20 protein-coding genes and 1 pseudogene are annotated in these 19,805 nt (G+C 45.0%); 12 read left to right on the forward strand and 9 right to left on the reverse strand.

Annotated elements, in window-relative coordinates:
• Positions 1 to 22 precede the first annotated feature (22 nt).
• Complete coding sequence (locus ACE3JL_RS20330) at positions 23 to 175, forward strand: PIN domain-containing protein (protein WP_375328240.1); 153 nt, start codon at positions 23 to 25, stop codon at positions 173 to 175.
• An 11-nt stretch (positions 176 to 186) separates the two neighbouring features.
• Here ACE3JL_RS20330 and ACE3JL_RS20335 read toward each other — a convergent pair whose 3' ends face one another.
• The 3 genes from ACE3JL_RS20335 to pheT all read right to left on the reverse strand — a co-directional run bounded on the left by ACE3JL_RS20335 (position 187) and on the right by pheT (position 3,678).
• Entirely contained in the window at positions 187 to 528 is a 342-nt protein-coding gene (locus tag ACE3JL_RS20335; protein WP_002763718.1) for a helix-turn-helix domain-containing protein, read from the reverse strand.
• A gap of 4 nt (positions 529 to 532) precedes the next feature.
• Positions 533 to 874 carry a type II toxin-antitoxin system RelE/ParE family toxin gene (locus ACE3JL_RS20340; RefSeq protein ID WP_375328241.1) on the reverse strand — a complete coding sequence of 114 codons (342 nt, stop codon included), beginning with the start codon at positions 872 to 874 and terminating at the stop codon, positions 533 to 535.
• A gap of 368 nt (positions 875 to 1,242) precedes the next feature.
• On the reverse strand, positions 1,243 to 3,678 hold the full coding sequence (gene pheT, locus ACE3JL_RS20345) for a phenylalanine--tRNA ligase subunit beta (RefSeq protein WP_375328242.1): 2,436 nt from the start codon (positions 3,676 to 3,678) through the stop codon (positions 1,243 to 1,245).
• Between the two features lie 225 nt (positions 3,679 to 3,903).
• Between pheT and ACE3JL_RS20350 the strand changes: the two genes are divergently transcribed.
• Both ACE3JL_RS20350 and ACE3JL_RS20355 read left to right on the forward strand, forming a co-directional pair.
• On the forward strand, positions 3,904 to 4,443 hold the full coding sequence (locus ACE3JL_RS20350) for a restriction endonuclease (protein ID WP_375328243.1): 540 nt from the start codon (positions 3,904 to 3,906) through the stop codon (positions 4,441 to 4,443).
• Positions 4,440 to 4,751, forward strand: coding sequence for a hypothetical protein (locus ACE3JL_RS20355; protein ID WP_271992966.1), 312 nt, complete (start codon positions 4,440 to 4,442; stop codon positions 4,749 to 4,751). Before ACE3JL_RS20350 ends, ACE3JL_RS20355 begins: the two co-directional genes overlap by 4 nt.
• A 2-nt stretch (positions 4,752 to 4,753) precedes the next feature.
• Here ACE3JL_RS20355 and ACE3JL_RS20360 read toward each other — a convergent pair whose 3' ends face one another.
• A complete protein-coding gene (locus tag ACE3JL_RS20360; RefSeq protein ID WP_271992964.1) occupies positions 4,754 to 5,518 on the reverse strand; it encodes a YebC/PmpR family DNA-binding transcriptional regulator in 765 nt (254 codons plus the stop codon).
• Positions 5,519 to 6,098: 580 nt separating this feature from the next.
• Between ACE3JL_RS20360 and ACE3JL_RS20365 the strand changes: the two genes are divergently transcribed.
• Positions 6,099 to 7,157 carry a D-alanine--D-alanine ligase family protein gene (locus ACE3JL_RS20365; RefSeq protein WP_271992962.1) on the forward strand — a complete coding sequence of 353 codons (1,059 nt, stop codon included), beginning with the start codon at positions 6,099 to 6,101 and terminating at the stop codon, positions 7,155 to 7,157.
• 346 nt (positions 7,158 to 7,503) lie between these two features.
• Here the strand turns inward: ACE3JL_RS20365 and ACE3JL_RS20370 are convergent, their stop codons facing one another.
• The 5 genes from ACE3JL_RS20370 to ACE3JL_RS20390 form a co-directional block, all read right to left on the reverse strand.
• Complete coding sequence (locus ACE3JL_RS20370) at positions 7,504 to 8,247, reverse strand: Uma2 family endonuclease (protein ID WP_375328244.1); 744 nt, start codon at positions 8,245 to 8,247, stop codon at positions 7,504 to 7,506.
• 114 nt (positions 8,248 to 8,361) lie between these two features.
• Positions 8,362 to 10,038, reverse strand: a complete 1,677-nt coding sequence (ribBA, locus tag ACE3JL_RS20375) for a bifunctional 3,4-dihydroxy-2-butanone-4-phosphate synthase/GTP cyclohydrolase II (RefSeq protein ID WP_375328245.1) — start codon at positions 10,036 to 10,038, stop codon at positions 8,362 to 8,364.
• Positions 10,039 to 10,175: 137 nt separating this feature from the next.
• Positions 10,176 to 11,054, reverse strand: a complete 879-nt coding sequence (locus ACE3JL_RS20380; protein ID WP_002745355.1) for a phycobilisome linker polypeptide — start codon at positions 11,052 to 11,054, stop codon at positions 10,176 to 10,178.
• Between the two features lie 176 nt (positions 11,055 to 11,230).
• Positions 11,231 to 11,719 (reverse strand): phycocyanin subunit alpha, encoded by a 489-nt coding sequence (gene cpcA, locus ACE3JL_RS20385; protein WP_002780314.1) that lies wholly within the window; start codon positions 11,717 to 11,719, stop codon positions 11,231 to 11,233.
• Between the two features lie 66 nt (positions 11,720 to 11,785).
• Complete coding sequence (locus ACE3JL_RS20390; RefSeq protein WP_271992954.1) at positions 11,786 to 12,304, reverse strand: phycocyanin subunit beta; 519 nt, start codon at positions 12,302 to 12,304, stop codon at positions 11,786 to 11,788.
• A gap of 969 nt (positions 12,305 to 13,273) precedes the next feature.
• On the opposite strand from ACE3JL_RS20390, the pseudogene ACE3JL_RS20395 reads away from it, so the two are divergent.
• The 8 genes and pseudogenes from ACE3JL_RS20395 to ACE3JL_RS20430 all read left to right on the forward strand — a co-directional run bounded on the left by ACE3JL_RS20395 (position 13,274) and on the right by ACE3JL_RS20430 (position 19,803).
• Positions 13,274 to 14,628: pseudogene (locus ACE3JL_RS20395) on the forward strand (M20 family metallopeptidase).
• Between the two features lie 79 nt (positions 14,629 to 14,707).
• Entirely contained in the window at positions 14,708 to 15,595 is an 888-nt protein-coding gene (gene argB, locus ACE3JL_RS20400) for an acetylglutamate kinase (protein WP_375328246.1), read from the forward strand.
• Positions 15,596 to 15,763: 168 nt separating this feature from the next.
• Positions 15,764 to 15,985, forward strand: a complete 222-nt coding sequence (locus ACE3JL_RS20405; RefSeq protein ID WP_002789177.1) for a DUF4327 family protein — start codon at positions 15,764 to 15,766, stop codon at positions 15,983 to 15,985.
• A 43-nt stretch (positions 15,986 to 16,028) separates the two neighbouring features.
• The gene (locus ACE3JL_RS20410; protein WP_375328247.1) at positions 16,029 to 17,249 is read left to right on the forward strand and encodes an efflux RND transporter periplasmic adaptor subunit; all 1,221 of its coding nucleotides are present in this window, start codon (positions 16,029 to 16,031) and stop codon (positions 17,247 to 17,249) included.
• Positions 17,250 to 17,439: 190 nt separating this feature from the next.
• Complete coding sequence (locus tag ACE3JL_RS20415) at positions 17,440 to 17,634, forward strand: type II toxin-antitoxin system HicA family toxin (RefSeq protein ID WP_271992948.1); 195 nt, start codon at positions 17,440 to 17,442, stop codon at positions 17,632 to 17,634.
• Positions 17,631 to 17,888, forward strand: coding sequence for a type II toxin-antitoxin system HicB family antitoxin (locus ACE3JL_RS20420; RefSeq protein WP_271992946.1), 258 nt, complete (start codon positions 17,631 to 17,633; stop codon positions 17,886 to 17,888). Before ACE3JL_RS20415 ends, ACE3JL_RS20420 begins: the two co-directional genes overlap by 4 nt.
• A 554-nt stretch (positions 17,889 to 18,442) precedes the next feature.
• Complete coding sequence (locus ACE3JL_RS20425) at positions 18,443 to 18,952, forward strand: hypothetical protein (RefSeq protein ID WP_271992945.1); 510 nt, start codon at positions 18,443 to 18,445, stop codon at positions 18,950 to 18,952.
• 71 nt (positions 18,953 to 19,023) lie between these two features.
• Positions 19,024 to 19,803, forward strand: coding sequence for a photosystem II S4 domain protein (locus tag ACE3JL_RS20430; protein ID WP_271992943.1), 780 nt, complete (start codon positions 19,024 to 19,026; stop codon positions 19,801 to 19,803).
• Positions 19,804 to 19,805 lie beyond the last annotated feature (2 nt).

Here is a 19,805-nt window from a genome sequence, read left to right on the forward strand (position 1 = left end):
ATCTGATCGAGAAGCATCAGTAATGGGAGTTCTGATTGATACCAATGTCATTCTTGATTTTCTACAAGAACGAGAGCTATTTGTGGAAAACGCAGCAAGATTATTTGAGCGTATTGATGCTGGGGAAATTCAGGGATTTATCGCATCAACGACAATAACTAACATTAGTGGATAGAATGCACAAAATTAGCATTCAGGTCTTGATTCAGCAACGCCTTTGACACTGGCAATGATTTGTCCGATGTCTTGAGGAGTGGCACCTGTTGCCAACAGCGATGGGATAAGCAATTCCAGTGAAACTGACGGATCGCCATTTTCAGCTTTGGCAATCCGAGGTTGACTAGAGCCGATTTTATTGGCCAGTTCACTTTGAGTCATTATCTTCTGCCGCTGACTTTTCAAACTTTTGCTAAGAGCTAGTTTGATTTCAACAAGGATAATCTCTTCGGGCGTTAACTCTAAAAAGTCGGAAACGGTTCCGATTTTCCAGCCTTTTGATTCCAAAAGCCCTTTTTTAGTCTCTTCCATCCTCTTATTCCTGCTGATCAGTATCGTATTTACTCAAGCGTTTCTTACAAACCTCAATTAGACTTTTGGGTGTTGCTCTTGTTGTCTTATTAAACACCTCAATAATCAAGATTGCATCTTCATCAATTCGATAAATAATCCTCCAATTTTTATCGATGTCTCTAATGCGTAGCTCATGACAATGATAGCCTACACTTGGCATAGGACGCGAATGTGGCAAACCAAGAGGTTCGCCTTCCTGTAGTTGCCTGAGTAAGACACCTGCTTCGATCCGTGCTTCTAAACTGAAAGGTGGGGTCTTGATCTCACCATGCAGCCAAGCTAAAGGTTTGCTTTGATCAGCCATTATGTATTTATATCATATCTGATGTACTAAAATATGGCAATCGCCTCACTACTATCTAACAATTCAAAGGTGGCGGAGCGACGAAATATGAACAGCTAACCTACTTTGAGCAACTCTCAAACTGATTGGTAACAATTAGAGGCAATCAGCGATATTGATAGCGATGTGTGAGATTATTCTTGAGATAATAAATGGCTGGTTATAATTAAATTAACAATGGATTTTAGGTTCGATCCCCCCTGCCCCCCTTGATAAGGGGGGTGCCGGTAGGCGGGGGGATCTCCCTTGATAAGGGGGGCATCTGATAATTTTTAACGCCTACCTACTTATAAAGTCGATGTCTGATAACTGATGATTGATCGCTGAATTTAACTTCTTAAAGAAACTTGGAACTGTTTAACTAAAGCTTCTCGCACTTTTGTCATTAAGGGTTCCACATCTTCATCGGTTAAAGTTCGATCGCTGGCACGATAGACTAAACTAAAGGCCAAACTACAATGATTTTCTGGCACATTCTGCCCCTGATAGCGATCGAATAATTCGACTTTTTCTAAAAGAGTTCCCCCAGCATTTTTGATAGTTTTTGTCAATCTATCTACGGGTATATCTGTAGAAACAAAGAAGGCGATATCTCGCGCTGCCCCCGGATAGGTAGAATAGACCTGTAAACGCGGGGTAATTTTGGCACTATCACTAAGAGTTGCTAACAGGATCGGGAACTGGATTTCAAAGGCATAAACTGCCTCAATTAATCCCTTTTGCTGACGCAATTGCGGGTGTAGTTGACCAAAAATTCCTAGGCGTTGTTTACCAATCCATAAAGATGCTGTTCGTCCGGGATGAAAACGCGCATCTTCGGCATATTTTTCGTAGCTTACTGTCAGCGAAAGGCGATCGAATACTGCTTCTAAAATGCCTTTTGCTTCGTACCAAGTCATGGCCACCTCTTTACCCGATCGCAGCCAACGTCCAGCAGGGAAGAAATCACCGCCAAAAATACCAGCAATTGCATCGTATTCGTTGATATTATCCGATTCTAAGCGGAAAACTCGCCCTATCTCGAAGCCATTTAAGGAACCGTTACCCTGAGACTGATTATACTCAAACGCTTCGATTAAACCGTCGAGGAGATTAGTCCGCAAAGCAGAATACTCGACAAAAAGGGGATTAGCGAGGACAACTTCCGCTAATTCCGGTTTAACTAGGGAATACTGGACTAATTCCGTCAAACCGACGGCGCGAAAAGCTTCCCGCACTCGACGCTGTATAGTTTCCTCAAAGGATAATCCTCCAGCTGCGGTTTTTGCCGGCAAAGTATCGACAAAGCGATCATATCCGTACAGTCGCGCCACTTCTTCAATTAAGTCAATTTCCCGTTCTAAATCCCGATAACGGTAGTCTGGCACTGTTACAGTCCACAGAACAGGATTTTTTGAGGTTAACTGCAATTCACAGCCCAAATTGCCTAAAATCCGTTCCACATCTTCGGCGAGAATTTCACCGATCGCACCATCATCTAGGGTAACTTGACCCAGTATTTGCTGCAAACGTTCTAAACGCAATTCGATCGAACCACTGGACTGATCAGCGCGATAATCAGCTTTAACCTGACTGCTGACAGTTCCCCCAGCTAACTCTAGAATCAAATCGATCGCCCTTTGACAAGCATATTCCAAAGCGGCGGGATTAACACCGCGTTCATAGCGTCCAGAAGATTCGCTGCGTAAACCCTGCGCTTTTGAGGAACGACGGATGGCGATCGGATCGAATAAAGCCGACTCTAGCACAAGATTAACGGTTTCCTCGTTAACTTCCGTATCTTGACCTCCCATCACTCCTGCTAAAGCTACAGGCTTATTATTGGCAGTAATTAATAAATTAAGCTCTTTTAAGCTTCTTTCCTGACCATCAAGGGTAATGATTTTTTCCCCTTCCTCAGCAAAACGGACCCCAATAGTAACGGATTTACCTCCGGCAAAACTCTGTAAACGATCGCGATCGAAAGCGTGTAAGGGTTGTCCCCACTCCAAGAGGACATAATTAGTAATATCGACCACATTATTGATCGATCGCAATCCGGCAGCCTGTAAACGCTGTTGCAACCATAGCGGAGATGGGCCAATTTTTACCCCCTCGATCACCGTACCAATATAAGCAGGACAGGCTTTATTTTCTGATATTTCCAGCGTTAAATCTTTTTTAGGGGAAAATTCCCCTAATTTCACTTTTGGTAGGCTTAATTCTCCTCCTGTCAAAGCTGCCACTTCCCGTGCAACTCCGATCATACTCAAAGCATCGGCACGGTTAGCGGTGGGAGAAATATCTAAAATCACCTCATCGAGTCCTAAAAGGGGGCGAACATCTGTACCTAAAGGGAGATTTTCCTGACTAAAAATGTGGATTCCTTCAGAATCCTTGGTTAATCCTAATTCCGCGAGGGAACAGATCATCCCTTCCGATTTTACCCCCCGCAATTTAGCCGGTTTAATCGTTAAATTGATTTTCGGTAAATAAGTTCCCAAAGTAGCCACAGGAACTAGAATATCAGCCCTAGCATTGGGCGCACCACAGACAATTGTACTAGGGTTTTCCTGACCGATATCCACCTGACAGACACTTAATTTATCTGCGTTGGGATGGGGTTGGCGATCGATAATTTTACCAATAACCACACCCTTTGCCCATTCTCGGCGATCCTCGATCTCTTCCACTTCTATTCCCGCAATTGTCAATAATTCGGCTAATTCTTGGGGAGATTGGGCAATTTTGACTAATTCTCGTAACCAGTTGATCGAAATCCGCATCGTTAATTCTTGCTTGCCGTTGGTTCTTAACTATTGTAAACCGTGGGTAGTCAATGATTTAGAGATTAGGGACGATCGGCTGTTAAAATATTAAGGGGAGGATGGAAGGACTGTGTAAATAACCGCTCATTTTCCTTGGCCAGGGGTGATATTATCTTTGAACAGATTACCGATAATTTGGGGAGATAATCAGTAGTTAGCTATCTATATCAAAAAGGATTATTGATGCCACCCGATCAAATAGAAAACCTGCTCAAGGGAATTTTGAGACAATACCAAAGTTCTTTTAGTGACAAAATCTATGGAGAAGAAAATGATGATTATGATTCGCTTATGAGGGTATTTGGAATTACTCCTAGTTTTAAAAGAGAAAATCGTCAGTATTGGGGCAGGGAACTAGGAATGTGTTGGCAACGTCTGGTGACAGAAGTTTTTAAGGCTAATTGTTTAGATTATCAACCAGCTTTAAAGATTGCAGATGATCAACCTTGTGACTGCATTTTAGGTAGAGATGCCATTGATACTAAATATAGAATTGGTTCGGGAGATTCTGGCACACTTAAAAAGTTTAAACAGTATGGAAAACTATTACAGGAAAGAGGACTTAGACCTATTTTACTGATTGTGCGAGAGGATAACTTACCAGCAGCGATTAAAGCTTGTCATCTGGGTGGCTGGACTGTTTTGCAGGGCCAACAAAGTTTCGATTTGCTAAAAGCTTTTGATAAATTTTCTGAAACACAGGAGTTTTATATTTCCCGATGAATATCTCAAAAAGATGGCAACTTCTGCACGGTGATTGTAGAGAAATTTTCACTTTACTAGAAGAATCTAGTATATCTTGTGTGATCACATATCCACCCTATAATTATGAGTTCATTGGCAGAAATTGGGATCATGATGAAATCCAAAGACGCAGAGAACGTATTCAAAACAGTTCCACACTGGTCAAAAATATTCCCTATGGAAGTGGGTTAGCCGGTGGGGTTCGTAATCAGCGTTGGTATCAACGCAATTGCGAAAATTGCGTAGGCTTAATCCTCCCCCCAGTTGCTCAAAATCCCCATCGTTAATTTCACAGGTTCACTAACATCAATTCCTCGACTAAATCAAAATTAGCTGTTACCGATTGCACATCATCGAGGGATTCTAGGGTGTCGATTAACTTGAATAAAAGACGGGCCTGCTCTCGATCGCTCACTTCTAAGGTGTTAGTGGGAATCCAGCGTAATTCTGCTTCTTTGACCTTAAATCCCACTTCTTGCAGAACCCGATTCAATCTCTCCAGGTTAAACACCTCAGTAAACACTTCTGTCCCTTGACCTTCCTCCTCACTGTCAAAAAACTCGTAGGATTGGGCCTCACCCTCTAGGGAAGCTTCTAAAAGCTTATCCTCATCAATAATTCCCTCAAGACGAATTACCCCTTTATGGTCAAACATCCAGCCCACACAGCCCGTTTCACCTAAATTACCGCCATTTTTGCTAAAAGCTGCCCGCAGATCCGCCGCGGTGCGATTGCGATTATCGGTCAGTGCTTCGATCAGGATCGCCACACCCCCGGGACCATAACCCTCGTAGCGAATTTCCTCAAAAGCTGAGTCATTTTCCCAAGTTCCCGCCCCTTTAGCGATCGCTCTTTCGATATTGTCATTAGGAATACCGGCAGCCTTGGCTTTTTCGATCGCCGTGCGTAGCTGAAAATTGCCCGCCGGATCAGGAACACCGTTACGGGTAGCCACGATAATCGCCCGGGATAACTGGGTGAAAGTTTGCCCTTTTTTTGCGTCAACCCTGGCTTTTTGTCGTTTAATATTTGCCCATTTACTATGACCAGACATATCTATCTAAGATATCCAACATCAAAAATCTAGCAGATCGATCGCTTTTGGTAAATCCGGGGATAATTGTCAACCACTGCCAGGTAAGACCAAATCCTGTTTTAAAAAGCTGATAATAATCATAAGTAGGGTTTAGGCTCTCTTAGTCTTTGTGTGATAAGTTTGACTTATATAGTAGTGATCGATCTCTGTGTCCTTTGTGTCCTTTGTGTCTCTGTGGTTCCTTCCACTCGCTCGCCAGCAGGACTGTATCTTAGAATACATTTTACCTACCAAACCTAAGAAGGCCCAGTTTGGTCAAGTTTTTAATTTCATTGGTCATTGTTTTGCCCTAATCTCTAGACCGGCTGTAGTTCCCAATCGTTTTTTAATAGTATGATTGGCTGCCAATCGAACTGTAAAAATCTAGTTATGAATTGTTTTTACCCACTCTAGTGCCGGCTGCCCCCGCACTCGCTGCCCTCCTATACCTTTTAAACAGGATTTAGTAAAATCATTGGGGACTATTGTCAACCCCGTCCATAGTATATATGATAGTTGAACTCTAATTTAGAATCTAGCTGGGTCTAGAGAGGATAACATGGATAAGATCAGGGTGGGATTATTATTTGGTGGTCGATCAGGAGAACACGAGGTATCTATCAATTCGGCTCGATCGATCCTGCAAGCTTTTAATTACCCCGAAAATCTTGACAAATACGCCGTTATCCCCTTCTATATCGATAAAAATGGCTGTTGGCATTCGGCAGCAACTGCTAGACAAATTTTAACCTCTGGGCAACCCCTAGCTATTGAGAGTGATATAAAAGTCAATATCTGGCAATTTCCCCCGGAAGTGAGGGAAATCGAGGTTTGGTTTCCAATTCTCCACGGACCGAATGGAGAAGATGGCACTTTACAAGGATTACTCACTCTCATGCGGGTTGCTTTTGTGGGTAGTGGGGTTCTGGGTTCATGCTTGGGAATGGATAAAATTGCCATGAAAACTGCTTTTGCAGCCGCTGGATTACCCCAAGTTAAGTATAAGGCCGTAACCCGCTCGCAAGTGTGGTCAAATCCCTGTATTTTTTCGCAATTGTGCAATCAAATCGCCGAGGAAATAGGTTATCCCTGTTTTATTAAACCAGCTAATTTAGGTTCTTCGGTGGGTATTAGTAAAGCGCGTAACCAGCAAGAATTAGAGGCTGCTTTAGATAGTGCTGCTAGTTATGATCGACGGATTATTGTTGAAGCAGGAGTAACCGCAAGGGAGATCGAATGTGCGGTTTTAGGTAATGATAATCCCCAAGCTTCCTTGGTGGGAGAAATTACTTTTGATAGTGATTTTTATGACTATGAAACTAAATATACTGACGGGCGATCAAATATGGTGATTCCCGCTAATATTCCTGATAAAATTGCTGATCAAGTGCGAGAAATGGCTGTAGAAGCATTTAAAGCTGTGGATGCTGCGGGATTATCGCGGGTAGATTTTTTCTATGTAGAAAATACTGGGGAAGTATTGATCAATGAAATTAATACTCTGCCGGGGTTTACTAATTTTAGTATGTATCCCCAACTCTGGAAAGCTACCGGTTTAGAGTTTGATAAATTGGTTGATAAGTTGGTACAATTAGCCTTAGAAAGACGGGAAAAATAAGGTTAAATTACCACCATTTCTAGGATAGGAATTACCTATTAAATAGAAGATAAATTTTGTCTTTGATCCCCCCTTAATAAGGGGGGAAACTGACAATTTTTAACACCTAACTAGGGTTTGCTGAATAAATGTGAAATATAGACGAGGTAAGGGTTTTAGGGTCTTGTTTCGCGAAACAGGTGCAAGATTTTGAGAGAATCGTGCTTCAAAACCTTGGGTCTTCATCGGCCCGCGTTCTGTAAGGGCGAAGCATTCGGATAGAAAATCTACGGTTTCACCGATAGGTTATTGCCCGAATGCTTCGCCCCTACTTTTTCAGCAAACCCTACTTGGAGATATTGATCAATCAGATAGTTTCGGGATCAATGCCCAATTCTCGTAATTTTTGGGCTAATCTTTCCTTCTCCAAGATAGCTTGTTCTTTTTCGAGGATAGCCTGTTCCTTCGCTTGTCGTTCCTGGTCCCTTTCTAAAAGAATCTGTTCCTTTGCTTGTCTTTGCTCTAATTCAGCTTCTTGGGGAGTGGGAACCAATTGACCATCGGCGGTAAAATAACGCAGTTTACGGTCAAAAATGCCTAAATATAGTTCTAATTGTTCACTCCATAAATAGCCGTTTTCATTAGTGGGAATAGCCTGATATTGTCCCGCAATTAGTCTAAATCCTTGCAATTCTAAGGTATTAGGATCGAACCAAAAATAATTAGGAGTGCGAAAGGTATTTTGATAGAGAATTTTCTTTTTAGTGCGGTCAATATTGGCCGTAGAATCGGAAAGAATCTCGACGATTACATTGGGATATTTACCCCCTTCTCCCCAAACTACCCAACTTTTGCGGGGACGTTTTTCTGTATCTAAAACCACAAAAAAATCAGGACCACAGAAATCACGTTTTTTTAGTTGTTCTTCGTTATAGTAGATAGTCAGATTACCGGAAGCATAGTAATCGTTTTTCTCTTGCCATAATAATTCTAGACAACTGAGAAGAATTATGATCTGTTGCAGATGTAAATCACTTTCCAAGGGTGGTTCATCACTCCATAAATCCGTGGGGGGACAGGTAACTTCCGGTAAAATGTCGAGAGTTGTCATAGTTTTTCCCCGTTATACTAGCTTTGTTTAATTATAACTGTGACGCTGTTAAATACTTAAATTGCTTGTTGAGATCAGGCAAGAGACAAGAGGCAAAAGTACGGTCATAAAAAACTAACTTTTGGCTGACTCACGAGTAAAACTGTAGATAATTTGGGTAGCTAATTGTGACAATTGTGAGAAATCTTCATCGGACATTTTTTGACGATCGAGTTTCATTTGTAATCCCGTCATCGAATCATCTCCGTCGGAAATTAAAAATTCTAAGCGTTCAATTTCCGACCAATCTTTAATGTCATTTAATATTTTGTTAATAACCAAAAGGTAAGGATGGGAAGGATTTTTATACCAATTACTGCTGACACCCTGACGAATATCTAAACCTAAATGTACGATCAAAGGGGCGCGATTAAAAAGGGCATTGGCTACCGGTCGGGTTTCTTCTTGGAGAGATAATTGATTAGCGCGACTTAACTGCCGTAACTTCTCTAATTGATGATATCTTTGCGAAATTGACGGCGGATTTTCCCCCCAACTGAGAGCGATGGTGACTAGATAGGTTTGTAAGAATAGATGTCCTAACTTTTCCGCTTTTGTGGCCAGATAATTGGAATTATAATCATTAGCCTCGATCAGCAAAGGTACTCGCTCGACTATTTCCAAACCGTAGCCTTTTAATCCGGCAATTTTACGGGGATTATTGGTAATTAAACGAATATTTCTCACCCCCAAATCGTTGAGCATTTGCGCTCCCATGCCGTAATCGCGCAAATCGGCGGGAAATCCTAACCTTTCGTTGGCTTCCACCGTATCTAATCCTATATCCTGTAAAGAATAGGCTTTTAGCTTATTAATTAAGCCAATTCCCCGGCCTTCCTGTCGCAGGTAAACCACCACCCCTAAACCGTTGTTTTCAATCATTTTTAAGGCACTTTGTAACTGTTGCCGACAATCGCAACGCAAGGATCCCAAAGCATCCCCAGTCAGGCATTCTGAGTGCATTCGTACCATTACAGGTTGATCGCCAAAGAGAGCGGGATCACCTTTCACAATAGCGATGTGTTCGGTTTGATCTAATAAATTTCGGTAGGCATAAAGCTGAAAAGTGCCGAATTGACTGGGAAAATTACAGACCGTTTCCCGATGGACAAAGCGATCGTGCTTTAAGCGATAACTGATCAGATCGGCAATGCTAATTAACTTTAAATTATGTTGACGAGCGTATTCAAATAGTTGCGGTAAACGGGCCATGGAACCATCGGGATTTTGGATCTCACAGATAACTCCCGCCGGATACAACCCGGCTAATCGAGCCAGATCCACAGCTGCCTCCGTATGACCAGCGCGTTTTAAGACTCCACCGGCCTTAGCACGAATCGGGAAGACATGACCGGGACGGGTGAGATCGTCGGGACGAGTGATCGGATTAATGGCAACTTGTACGGTTTTCGCCCGATCTTCTGCCGAAATGCCAGTTTTAACCCCTAAATGGGGGGCAGCATCGATGCTAACGGTAAAAGCGGTTTGATTGCTATCGGTGTTTTTTGTCACCATCAACGGTAATTCGAGAGCATCAAGACGCTCTCCCGTCATTGCCAGACAGATTAAACCGCGAGCTTGCACTGCCATGAAGTTAATCAGATCGGGGGTGGCAAATTGGGCCGCACAGATTAGATCTCCTTCATTTTCGCGATTCTCATCATCAACTACGACAATGGCACGTCCGGCTTTGATTTCCGCTAAGGCAGTATCGATAGAGTCAAAAGCGATCGAAGTGACAGTCACAGGCATTAAAACGAGGGAATTATTTTCATTCTACAGGTTTGCTCGATCTGCTGAGGGTCAATTTCTGCCAGTTCCCTAGAAAGAAGTCTCCCGGTGAACCTGACGGCTGCCCGGGAGACTTTTAATTATCTTAAGCTAGAAAATTAGTTCAAACTAGCGGGGGTGATGCTGGCAACTTTGCCACCGAGACGGTTGATCTGTTGCAGGGTGTTATTTAACTGTTCAAAGGGGACGATAATCGCTTTGCTACTGCGACGGACACGGGGATAACCCGGTTTGCTGATGGCGGCAATTTCCACGCGATAGAGCTTACCCACATCACCATAGGCCACACTACCACCCAGAGCTTTACTGGGGGTGTTGCGTTGAGCAGAGGGACGATAGGCCCAACCATCGCTGCCACCGGAGGGACCGACCACTGCCGAAGCACCGTTTTGAGCTAATTCCACCGCTAAACGGGAGGTTTTGCCGGCAATCTGAGAGCGATCGCTGTTGGCATAACCGCGATAAAGTTGGAACATCCGGGTAAATCCCACGGTTTTTTGACCGGGTTGGGTGGCAAAACCACGATAGTAGGGAACGATGCTATCGCCGAAGTTTTCGGTATATTCGGCGGAATCGATGTAGGAGTCGATATCGGCCTCGAATCCTTTGTTTTCATAGAGATCGAGGTGATAGACCACTTCCGACTCATCGTAGGGAGCGCGACCTAAAAGATGTTTGATATTAAGTTCGATGACGCGGGTTTGGAAGTTACCGTAGAAGAATTTGTTCTTATACAGTTCCGATTTGGCCACGGCGCGGACGAATTCCCGCACGGTGATCGAACCGTTGCAGAGTAAGGATTCGGCACTGGTAAGGCGCTCGGAACGCATGATATAGTCATTGCCTAGCACCTGACGATAGACGGCGCGAATAACCGCCTGTGCGTCGTCACGGGACCAATCGGGACGTAATTCCACGGGAGCAACCTCGCTAAAAGCGGTTGTCCCTAAACGGGAAGCTGAGGTAGTAATTGCCACTAAAGTTCTCCTACAAAAAAATGATCGTTTTCTGACCCCTCAAAACTAGGGGAGGATCAGTTCGATTATCTGGCCGTCTTGACGATGGATATAACAAGGTCTGGAAGAACAGGTGATTGCTAACCCTTTTGCTAACAACCTCCTGTCTTTCCAGACCAGCAGTTTTTTCGATTGGACTAGCTGAGAGCGTTGATAGCGTAGTCGATATAGGAGTTGGCTTCCACCGCAGGGTCGCCACTTAAACCATGGTTGGCTTTGATATATTTGAGAGCTTCGATGTACCAGCTAGGAGACAGGTCGAAGGTGCGGTTGATTTCGTCGATACCAGCGATGAGGTACTCGTCCATCGGACCGGTTCCACCAGCAACTAAGCAGTAGGTCACCATGCGGAGGTAGTAACCGATGTCACGAGCGCATTTGTCTTTACCGCGTTGGTCCGCCGCAAAGTTATTCCCCTGCATTTGGGTGGTGTAGGGGTACTTGTTGTACACGGCTTGAGCAGCGCCAGAGATCAAAGAACTGGCTTTTTCGGTCAACGCTTTAGCGGCGGTGAGGCTGGCAGAAGCTTGACGAAAACGACCGAAAGCAACTTGGATTTCGGTGCTGCTTAAGAAACGGCCTTGAGAATCAGCGGCTGCTACGGCTTCGGTAAGGGGGGTTTTCATTGTTTGGTATCTCCCAATAATCTTGCAATAAGTTTCCTACGGTTTAATTAAGACTAGCCCCAGGGACTAGGCGACAGCAGCGGCGGCGCGGTCGAAGTAGCTGGCAATTTCAGACATCAAAGCACTGCAATCGCCGAGGGTGACACCGTTGCGATCGTTAGCAATGGACAAAGCAGCTTCTTTCATTTTGCTTACGCCAGCAGCTACGGAAGCTCCGGGCACTCCTAAAGCTACATAGGTTTCGCGAAGACCATTTAAGCAACGATCATCGAGAACACTGCCGTCGCCAGAGAAGGTAGCGTAGGTAACATAACGCAAGATGATTTCCATGTCGCGTAGGCAAGCGGCCATACGACGGCTGGTGTAGGCATTACCACCGGGGGTGATCAGTTGGGGCTGTTCAGCGAACAGGCTACGAGCGGCGTTAGCAACGATGGTGGAAGCGTTACTGGTGATCCGGTTAACAGAGTCCATCCGTTTGTTGCTGTCGGCAACCATGGCGCTGAGAGCGTCTAGTTGGGAAGAGCTTAAATATTCGCCACGAGCATCAGCTTGGGATACTACCCGGGTGAATGCGTCAAACATTGTGACAATCTCCTAAATTTAAATGGGATTTGCTTGCAATTAATAAGGTTTTCCCTCTTAAGGGATTTCACGGTGAGCCTGGACGAGCCTTGACCGCGATTGTTGCGATTTACTTTAAGAAACCTGAAAAAACTTCATGGCTCTCTCATAAATCACCTAAGGAGGTTAAACAAGTATCCAGCTTAACTTTTGTCTGTTATCTTGGCCCCTCAAATTAAATTTATACACTGCTGTCGAAACTTTGTTTGTTACATCTTATTAAGTTTTTTGCTGTCTTTTTGTAACAGTCACTTAACAATGACTCGATCGAGTTGGTCATCAATTCCTGACATGGCTCAAAGCCTCTCACCGTCGGGAAATCAGAGAGAGCAAGGCTTTAAGGGTATAAAGGCCAGCAAGATAAAAATTTTAAGTTTTTTTTAATATTTCCCCGCTTTCCCTTCCCCTGTTACCCAAGGATCGCCCTTTCCAGTCCTGAAATAGGATGAAGTTTTGTAAAGAGGGGTGTGGGGTGTGGGGAGGGGGAATTATGAATTATGAATTATGAATTATGAATTGGGGAGTGGGGAGTGGGGAAGTGGGGAAGTGGGGAATTGGGGAGGGGGAATTATGAATTATGAATTATGAATTATGAAGTGGGGAAGCTGTCTCATCACCCTATCACCCGTTCGGCGGTTCGGCTGAGCTCACCGTCGAAGCCTGAGCTCACGGCCGAAGCCCAAAACCCTATCACCCGTTCGGCGGTTCGGCTGAGCGTTCGACTGAGCTCACGCCGAAGTCTCACCGTCGAAGCCTGAGCTCACGGCCGAAGCCCAAAACCTTATCACCCGTTCGGCGGTTCGGCTGAGCTCACCGTCGAAGCCTGAGCTCACGGCCGAAGCCCAAAACCTTATCACCCTATCTCCTGACGACCGCCTCCTGAAGTTAAACTAGAAACCAGTGACCAAAAAAACTAGCCGTCCGAACCCGATGATTTCCGCCTTTCCCGTTGCTAATAGCTTAAATTGCCCTCAAATTCGCCTTGCTATTCGTTCTCTACAGCCGCAATTAGTCCACTGGCGCCGACAAATACACCAAAAACCAGAACTAGGTTTTCAAGAATATCTCACCGCCTCCTTAATCAGTCAAACCCTGACTAAATACGGAATTGACCATCAAACCGGCATCGCTGGCACCGGAATTGTCGCCACTATTGAAGGCAGTCAACCGGGGCCAGTTTTGGCCCTGCGGGCCGATATGGATGCACTACCGATCGCCGAAGAAAACCAAGTCCCCTATCGTTCCCAACATCCGGGCCAAATGCACGCCTGTGGTCACGATGGTCACACAGCGATCGCCCTCGGTACAGCAGTTTACGTAGCACAAAACCGTCACTATGTCAAGGGGACCGTAAAAATTATTTTCCAACCCGCCGAAGAGGGGCCGGGGGGTGCGAAACCGATGATCGAAGCCGGAGTGCTGAAAAATCCTGACGTGGAGGGAATTATCGGGCTACATCTCTGGAATAATCTGCCACTAGGGACAGTAGGCGTAAAAAATGGAGCGTTAATGGCAGCGGTGGAATGTTTCGATCTCCAGATTCAAGGCCGGGGCGGCCACGGGGCAATTCCCCATCAAACCGTCGATTCACTACTGGTGGCGGCCCAAATCGTCAACGCCTTGCAAACTATCGTCGCTCGCAACCTTAACCCCCTCGATGCCGCAGTGGTGACTGTGGGTAAATTAGCGGCGGGAAGCGCTAGAAACGTGATTGCCGATAGTGCTAATCTCAGTGGGACGGTGCGCTATTTCAATCCCCAGTTAGGGGGCTATTTCCGACCAGCAATTCTCATTTTAAGGTTTCATGACATTAAAACCCTTGCACCTAGAGGGGTTAATAATTATTAACGAATCTCTAGATCGCTGAAACAACGCAAAATAGTTTCAAAATGAGAATTGCTGATTTCCGACAGCGGATGGAAGAAATTATCGCGGGCATCTGTCAAAGTCAGGGGGCCAGTTATCAATTCGATTACTGGCAATTGTATCCCCCGGTAATCAATCATGATCGGATGGCGGAATTAGTGCGCTCCATCGCCGCACAAGTGGTGGCAACCCCAGCCGGAATCGTTCCCGAATGTCAAACTATGGGAGGGGAAGATATGTCCTTCTTTTTACAGGAAGTACCGGGCTGTTATTTCTTCTTGGGATCCGCCAATCCCGAATTAGGATTAGCCTATCCCCATCATCATCCCCGCTTTGATTTTGATGAATCGGTGTTAGCCATGGGAGTCGAGATTTTTGTCCGTTGCGTCGAAAAATTCTGTAATTCTAAGACTTTCTAGCAATCGGTTCAAGGTGAACAGTTTTTGTCAAACCCGAAACCGCTAAACTGATCACTGAATCAGACAGGTAAAAAAACCCATGAACAATAATACCCACGAAAACGATGCCCAACGGGTGAAAATCCTCAGCGAAGCCCTACCCTACATACAAGAATTTCGCGGTCGTACTGTAGTGGTTAAATACGGTGGTGCGGCCATGAATAACAGCGATATCAAAGACACGGTGATGCGAGATATCGTTTTTCTCTCCTGTGTGGGGGTTCGTCCCGTGATTGTCCACGGCGGCGGTCCAGAAATCAATAGTTGGCTGGATAGATTAGGCATTGAACCCCAATTTAAAGACGGTTTACGCGTCACCGATGCCGCCACCATGGATGTGGTAGAAATGGTGCTGGTGGGGCGCGTCAATAAAGAAATTGTGGCCCTGATCAATCAAGCCGGCGGTAAAGCGGTAGGATTATGCGGTAAGGATGGTAATCTGATCACTGCTCGTCCCGTGGGTAAAGAGGGCATTGGTTTTGTGGGAGAAGTCAGCAGTGTCGATACTAGCGTCGTCGAATCCTTGGTCAATAGTGGCTATATTCCCGTGATTTCCAGTGTGGCTGCCGATGAAACTGGCCAAGCTCATAATATCAATGCCGATACGGTAGCCGGAGAAATAGCGGCGGCTTTAGGGGCAGCTAAACTGATTTTAATGACCGATACAGCCGGAATTTTAGAGAATTATCAGGATCCTTCCACTTTATTGGCTAAATTAGATATCCAACAGGCCCGGGAGTTGATTCAAAAAGGCATCGTTGCCGGCGGGATGATTCCCAAAGTAGGCTGCTGTGTGCGATCGCTAGCCCAGGGAGTTCAAGCTGCTCATATTATCGATGGTCGTCTTGCCCACGCCCTTTTACTGGAAATTTTCACCGATCGAGGCATCGGTTCCATGATTGTGGCTTCCGGTTATACTAATCTATAGTAGTAATTACCGTACTTTTGCTCAAAAAGACTTGCCTAAAACCACAGATATGGTGTACAAGTAAGTTAATAAATGCGCTTCTCGATCCTTTGTAAGGGCAAAAGTTTTAGTCTTGAGTTAGTTTAGTCGGGAAGCGCAAAATCCTGAGTTTTCATAGCAATTGAATTTATGACCAAACAAGCTGTAGCTCACCCGATGGTGAAGTTTCAACGCAAGGCTAGCAAGTGGATAGATGCAAAAGTAGTCAAACCTAGCGATAGTATCTGGAAACTGGCTCTTTTATACGGAGATGAGTGGACATACTGGAAGCAAGAGTTGCTCGATTTCGGTTTCTCCATGCAAGACCCTCTCAGTGAAGTGGTAGCAGTAGAAGCTTGGGACGAAGAGTAAGCGACCATCGACTGAAAAGCGGCTTTCTACTAGGACTATCGCCATGGGATTGAATCCGATTATCCTTTCCGCTCTGGTTATCTTATCCTTCAGTACCAGTTGTTCTCCCCAGACCGAAACCCAACCACTGCCACCAGCAGCCCGTACTACCACCGTCAACGTCACCAGAGCTAAACCAGTGACCAGCGGACGCAATCTTGATTATACGGGAACTACCCGACCTTTGAAAGTGGTTTCTCTGCGATCGCAAGCCACTGGGCAGTTACTCAATCTTCTCGTTGATGTGGGAGATGAGGTGCAAATAGGGCAAATCCTCGCCCGTGTTGATGATCGTCTCCTTGCCACCGTTGTCCGGCAAGAAAAAGCCGCCCTATGGGCCCTAGAAGCCGAATTAGCTCGGGCGAGAATTGAAGTCAATAACGCTGAAATTGAAGTGCAGCGCCTACAACTGCAATATCAACAGGCTAAAAATGATGCCGAGCGCCTGCAAAAATTAGCCCTAGAAGGGGCGATTCCCCTGCAACAGGCCGAAACAGCCCAAACTACGGCAGCAGTGGCTTTAAAAGCTGTTAATAGCGCAAGATCGAGAATTAAAGTGGAGGAGCAGGTAGTAGCGGCAATTATTGGGAGAATTGCCGCCCAAAAATCGGTCATCGCTCAGGAACAACAACGTCAGGCCTACGCTACTCTTCAATCACCAGCGACGGGGATAGTTATCGAAAAACTAAAAGAGCCGGGGGATTTAGTCAGTATCGGCGATGATGTCCTCAAAATTGGTGATTTTCAGCAGGTCAAGGTGGTGGTGTTATTATCAGAATTGGATTTAAAAACGATTAATTTAGGACAAACGGTTAATGTCAGCCTTGATGCTTTCGGTAATAGAAATTTTTCCGGTCGCATCACGAGGATTTTTCCACTTAGCCAAGGCACGGCCCGGCGGATTCCTGTGGAGATTACTCTACCCAATGGGGATGGTTTAATTAAAGGGGGATTATTGGCCCGGGTGCGGTTTAATAATAATTCTGCCGCGCAGGTGATTGTTCCGGAAACAGCAATTGTCAGTCAAGGGGAATCCTCGGCCATTTTCGTCCTTTCCGAGGAGAACTCGCAAGTAGAAAAACGTCCCGTTCGTCTCGGTCAAGCGCTCGACGGTCAAGTAGAAATTATCACTGGCCTCGAACCGGGGGAGCGTTTCGTCGTTAATAGTAGTAAACCCTTGCAAAATGGTGAAAAAGTCCGCGTCAGTATCCTGAGTAATCCTTGAGCAAACCAGGGGCAGGCAGCTTTTATCCCATCTGATGCTGTTAGGGTTGAGATAGGTCGGTTAGTGACTCACCGTTCGCTCATTTCTCGAACCGAAAATTTGATAAATTGTCTCATTATTATAAGTAGCCACAATACCCTTCATAATCTACAATCAAGTACCCGATGGGCGGGGACAAGGGAGGGGATGATTGAAAGTTCGTGATGTACTCAAACGATTAGAAGCTGATGGTTGGTATCGGATCCGAATGCGCGGGAGCCATCGTATCTTTGCCCATGAAACAAAGCCAGGAATCGTGGTTGTTCCTGGCAAGTCTGGGGACGACATACCCAAAGGAACATTAGCATCGATTTGGAAACAAGCTCAATTGGAGGATAAACGATGAAAGAGTATGCCGTCATTTACGAACAAGGCGAAACAAACTGGGGCGCAATGGTTCCCGACTTGCCCGGTTGCGTGAGTATTGGAGATACCTTTGAAGAGGTTCAGGAAAATATTAAAGAAGCGATTGAATTTTACCTTGAGGTTTTGCAAGAACGCGGGGAACCCATTCCAGAACCCACAACTAAAGTCGGATTGGTTGGAGTGGCTGCAGAAGGGTTCTTACCCACTACCCAAAAACTGCTGGGGTTTCACTGAAGACTAGCTATCAGGCTCTCTTAGGTTTGGTGGGTAAAATGTATTCTAAGATATAGTCTTACGGGTGAGTGAGTGGAACGAACCACTCCAGACACAGAGGACACAAAGATCGAACACTACTATATAAGTTAAACTGACCACACAAAAAATAAGAGAGCCGCTATCATTGCCGGAACCCTAACCTATTTTTTAGTTTTTACGTCAGGAGTGAACCGGGATAACATTAAAATAATGACATAAGTAAGTCAAGCTTGACAGTCTGATAGCAATGGTAATAATCCGAAAAAACTTCTTGTTAATAATGATAATTAGTCTAAAGTAGTGATTGTAGCTGTCCTTCTAGGTTGAGACAAAATGGGGGTTTCTTTTTAGCGAAAAAAATGTCTTTCAAGATGATAACCATCTCCCTTGATCTTTATGGTCAATTATTTCCAGAAATAAGCCAAATAAAATAATTTTTTCCCATCTCCCTGCATATTTTCTCGATCGAGCGGCTTTTCAGTCCCCAAAATCCTTACAATAGGAGATGAAGATAGCCTGAAAAGTTGGAGAATATGAATTATCTCATTGCCGTGTTAGCTGATCGCATAGAAGCAGAAGAAGCTGCCGTTGCCCTCGAAAAAGCGGGAATTCCCCAATCTCAAGTAACCATTCTCGGTCGCGGCTATAAAAGTGCTGATGAGTTCGGTTTGATCGATCCCTTCCAACAGGCTAAAAAACGGGCTACTCTCATGGCTTTTTGGCTAGTTCCCTTCGGTTTTGCTGGGGGCTACCTTTTTAACCTGATTACAGGATTGCATACTTTTGATTGGGCCGGAGAACCGGGGAATCATATCGTCGGCGGCATTGCCGGAGCGATTGGGGGGGCGATGGGCAGTATTTTCGTCGGTGGTGGTGTGGGTTTATCGTCCGGCAGTGGCGATGCACTTCCCTATCGTAATCGTCTCGGTGCGGGAAAATATATTATTATCGTGCAGGGTTCGGAAAACCTGAAAAATCAAGCGACTCTTATCCTGCGTCAATTTAACCCCGAAAATCTGCAAGGATACGCCCTAGAACGGTGAACGGTTATTAGGAATAAGTTATCGGTCATTTGATTTTTTCCTAAGAATTTTTGATTAATTACCAGAAAACAATGTTACCAAGAGAAGAATTACTAAAGGGTGTCGAAAACCGCGAGGACATAGCGAAAGTTATTGATAAAGCCGAACAAGCGATTAAGACTTGGGAAGTGACGACGACAGACTTTCTTTCTCCTGCGGTTTTAGCGGAAGTAGAACGGGTTTTTCAGCGTTTAACCGATGTGTCAATGGAAAAATGGGGCGGTTATCCCCAAGCAGAAAGACAGCGCCTGGGTATTGCTAGAGTTGATCTACCTTTGACAGTAACAGATATTCCCCTGTCTGCTCTTGATATTGCTGGTAATTTTCTTTTTGATACCGCTAACCATCGGGATTTTTTAGGGGCGATGTTGGGGACGGGTATCGTTCGGGAAAAAGTCGGCGATATAATTGTTTTAGGTGAGCGAGGAGCGCAGGCGATTGTAGTGCCTGAATTGGCAGATTTTTTATCTGCTAATTTGCGACAAGTGCGTTCGGTTCCAGTGAAAACTAGCCTGATTCCTTTGACGGAATTAAAAGTTAGACCACCGCAAAAAAAAGAAATTAATACCGTGGAAGCTTCCTTACGGTTAGATGCGATTGCGTCGGCGGGTTTTGGCATTTCTCGCAGTAAAATGGCCGAGGCAATTAGCGCCGGGGATGTGCGAGTTAACTGGAAAGATATCAGTCAATCTAGTTATAATGTTAAAACTGGTGATTTGATTTCTTTTCGGGGAAAAGGTCGTCTAGAAGTGGGTGAGGTTACTGTGACCAAAAAAGAGCGCTATCGGGTTCATTTAACTAGATTTATTTAGTT

This window comes from Microcystis sp. BLCC-F210 (genome assembly GCF_042134685.1).
In the GTDB taxonomy this organism is placed as follows: Bacteria; Cyanobacteriota; Cyanobacteriia; order Cyanobacteriales; family Microcystaceae; genus Microcystis; species Microcystis aeruginosa_D.

Excerpts from the sequence above, each read along its gene's own strand:
- ACE3JL_RS20330 (WP_375328240.1), top strand. The coding sequence starts at position 23 with ATGGGAGTTCTGATTGATACCAATGTCATTCTTGATTTTCTACAAGAA.
- ACE3JL_RS20335 (WP_002763718.1), bottom strand. The coding sequence starts at position 528 with ATGGAAGAGACTAAAAAAGGGCTTTTGGAATCAAAAGGCTGGAAAATC.
- ACE3JL_RS20340 (WP_375328241.1), bottom strand. The coding sequence starts at position 874 with ATGGCTGATCAAAGCAAACCTTTAGCTTGGCTGCATGGTGAGATCAAG.
- pheT (WP_375328242.1), bottom strand. The coding sequence starts at position 3,678 with ATGCGGATTTCGATCAACTGGTTACGAGAATTAGTCAAAATTGCCCAA.
- ACE3JL_RS20350 (WP_375328243.1), top strand. The coding sequence starts at position 3,904 with ATGCCACCCGATCAAATAGAAAACCTGCTCAAGGGAATTTTGAGACAA.
- ACE3JL_RS20355 (WP_271992966.1), top strand. The coding sequence starts at position 4,440 with ATGAATATCTCAAAAAGATGGCAACTTCTGCACGGTGATTGTAGAGAA.
- ACE3JL_RS20360 (WP_271992964.1), bottom strand. The coding sequence starts at position 5,518 with ATGTCTGGTCATAGTAAATGGGCAAATATTAAACGACAAAAAGCCAGG.
- ACE3JL_RS20365 (WP_271992962.1), top strand. The coding sequence starts at position 6,099 with ATGGATAAGATCAGGGTGGGATTATTATTTGGTGGTCGATCAGGAGAA.
- ACE3JL_RS20370 (WP_375328244.1), bottom strand. The coding sequence starts at position 8,247 with ATGACAACTCTCGACATTTTACCGGAAGTTACCTGTCCCCCCACGGAT.
- ribBA (WP_375328245.1), bottom strand. The coding sequence starts at position 10,038 with ATGCCTGTGACTGTCACTTCGATCGCTTTTGACTCTATCGATACTGCC.
- cpcA (WP_002780314.1), bottom strand. The coding sequence starts at position 11,719 with ATGAAAACCCCCCTTACCGAAGCCGTAGCAGCCGCTGATTCTCAAGGC.
- ACE3JL_RS20390 (WP_271992954.1), bottom strand. The coding sequence starts at position 12,304 with ATGTTTGACGCATTCACCCGGGTAGTATCCCAAGCTGATGCTCGTGGC.
- argB (WP_375328246.1), top strand. The coding sequence starts at position 14,708 with ATGAACAATAATACCCACGAAAACGATGCCCAACGGGTGAAAATCCTC.
- ACE3JL_RS20405 (WP_002789177.1), top strand. The coding sequence starts at position 15,764 with ATGACCAAACAAGCTGTAGCTCACCCGATGGTGAAGTTTCAACGCAAG.
- ACE3JL_RS20410 (WP_375328247.1), top strand. The coding sequence starts at position 16,029 with ATGGGATTGAATCCGATTATCCTTTCCGCTCTGGTTATCTTATCCTTC.
- ACE3JL_RS20420 (WP_271992946.1), top strand. The coding sequence starts at position 17,631 with ATGAAAGAGTATGCCGTCATTTACGAACAAGGCGAAACAAACTGGGGC.
- ACE3JL_RS20425 (WP_271992945.1), top strand. The coding sequence starts at position 18,443 with ATGAATTATCTCATTGCCGTGTTAGCTGATCGCATAGAAGCAGAAGAA.
- ACE3JL_RS20430 (WP_271992943.1), top strand. The coding sequence starts at position 19,024 with ATGTTACCAAGAGAAGAATTACTAAAGGGTGTCGAAAACCGCGAGGAC.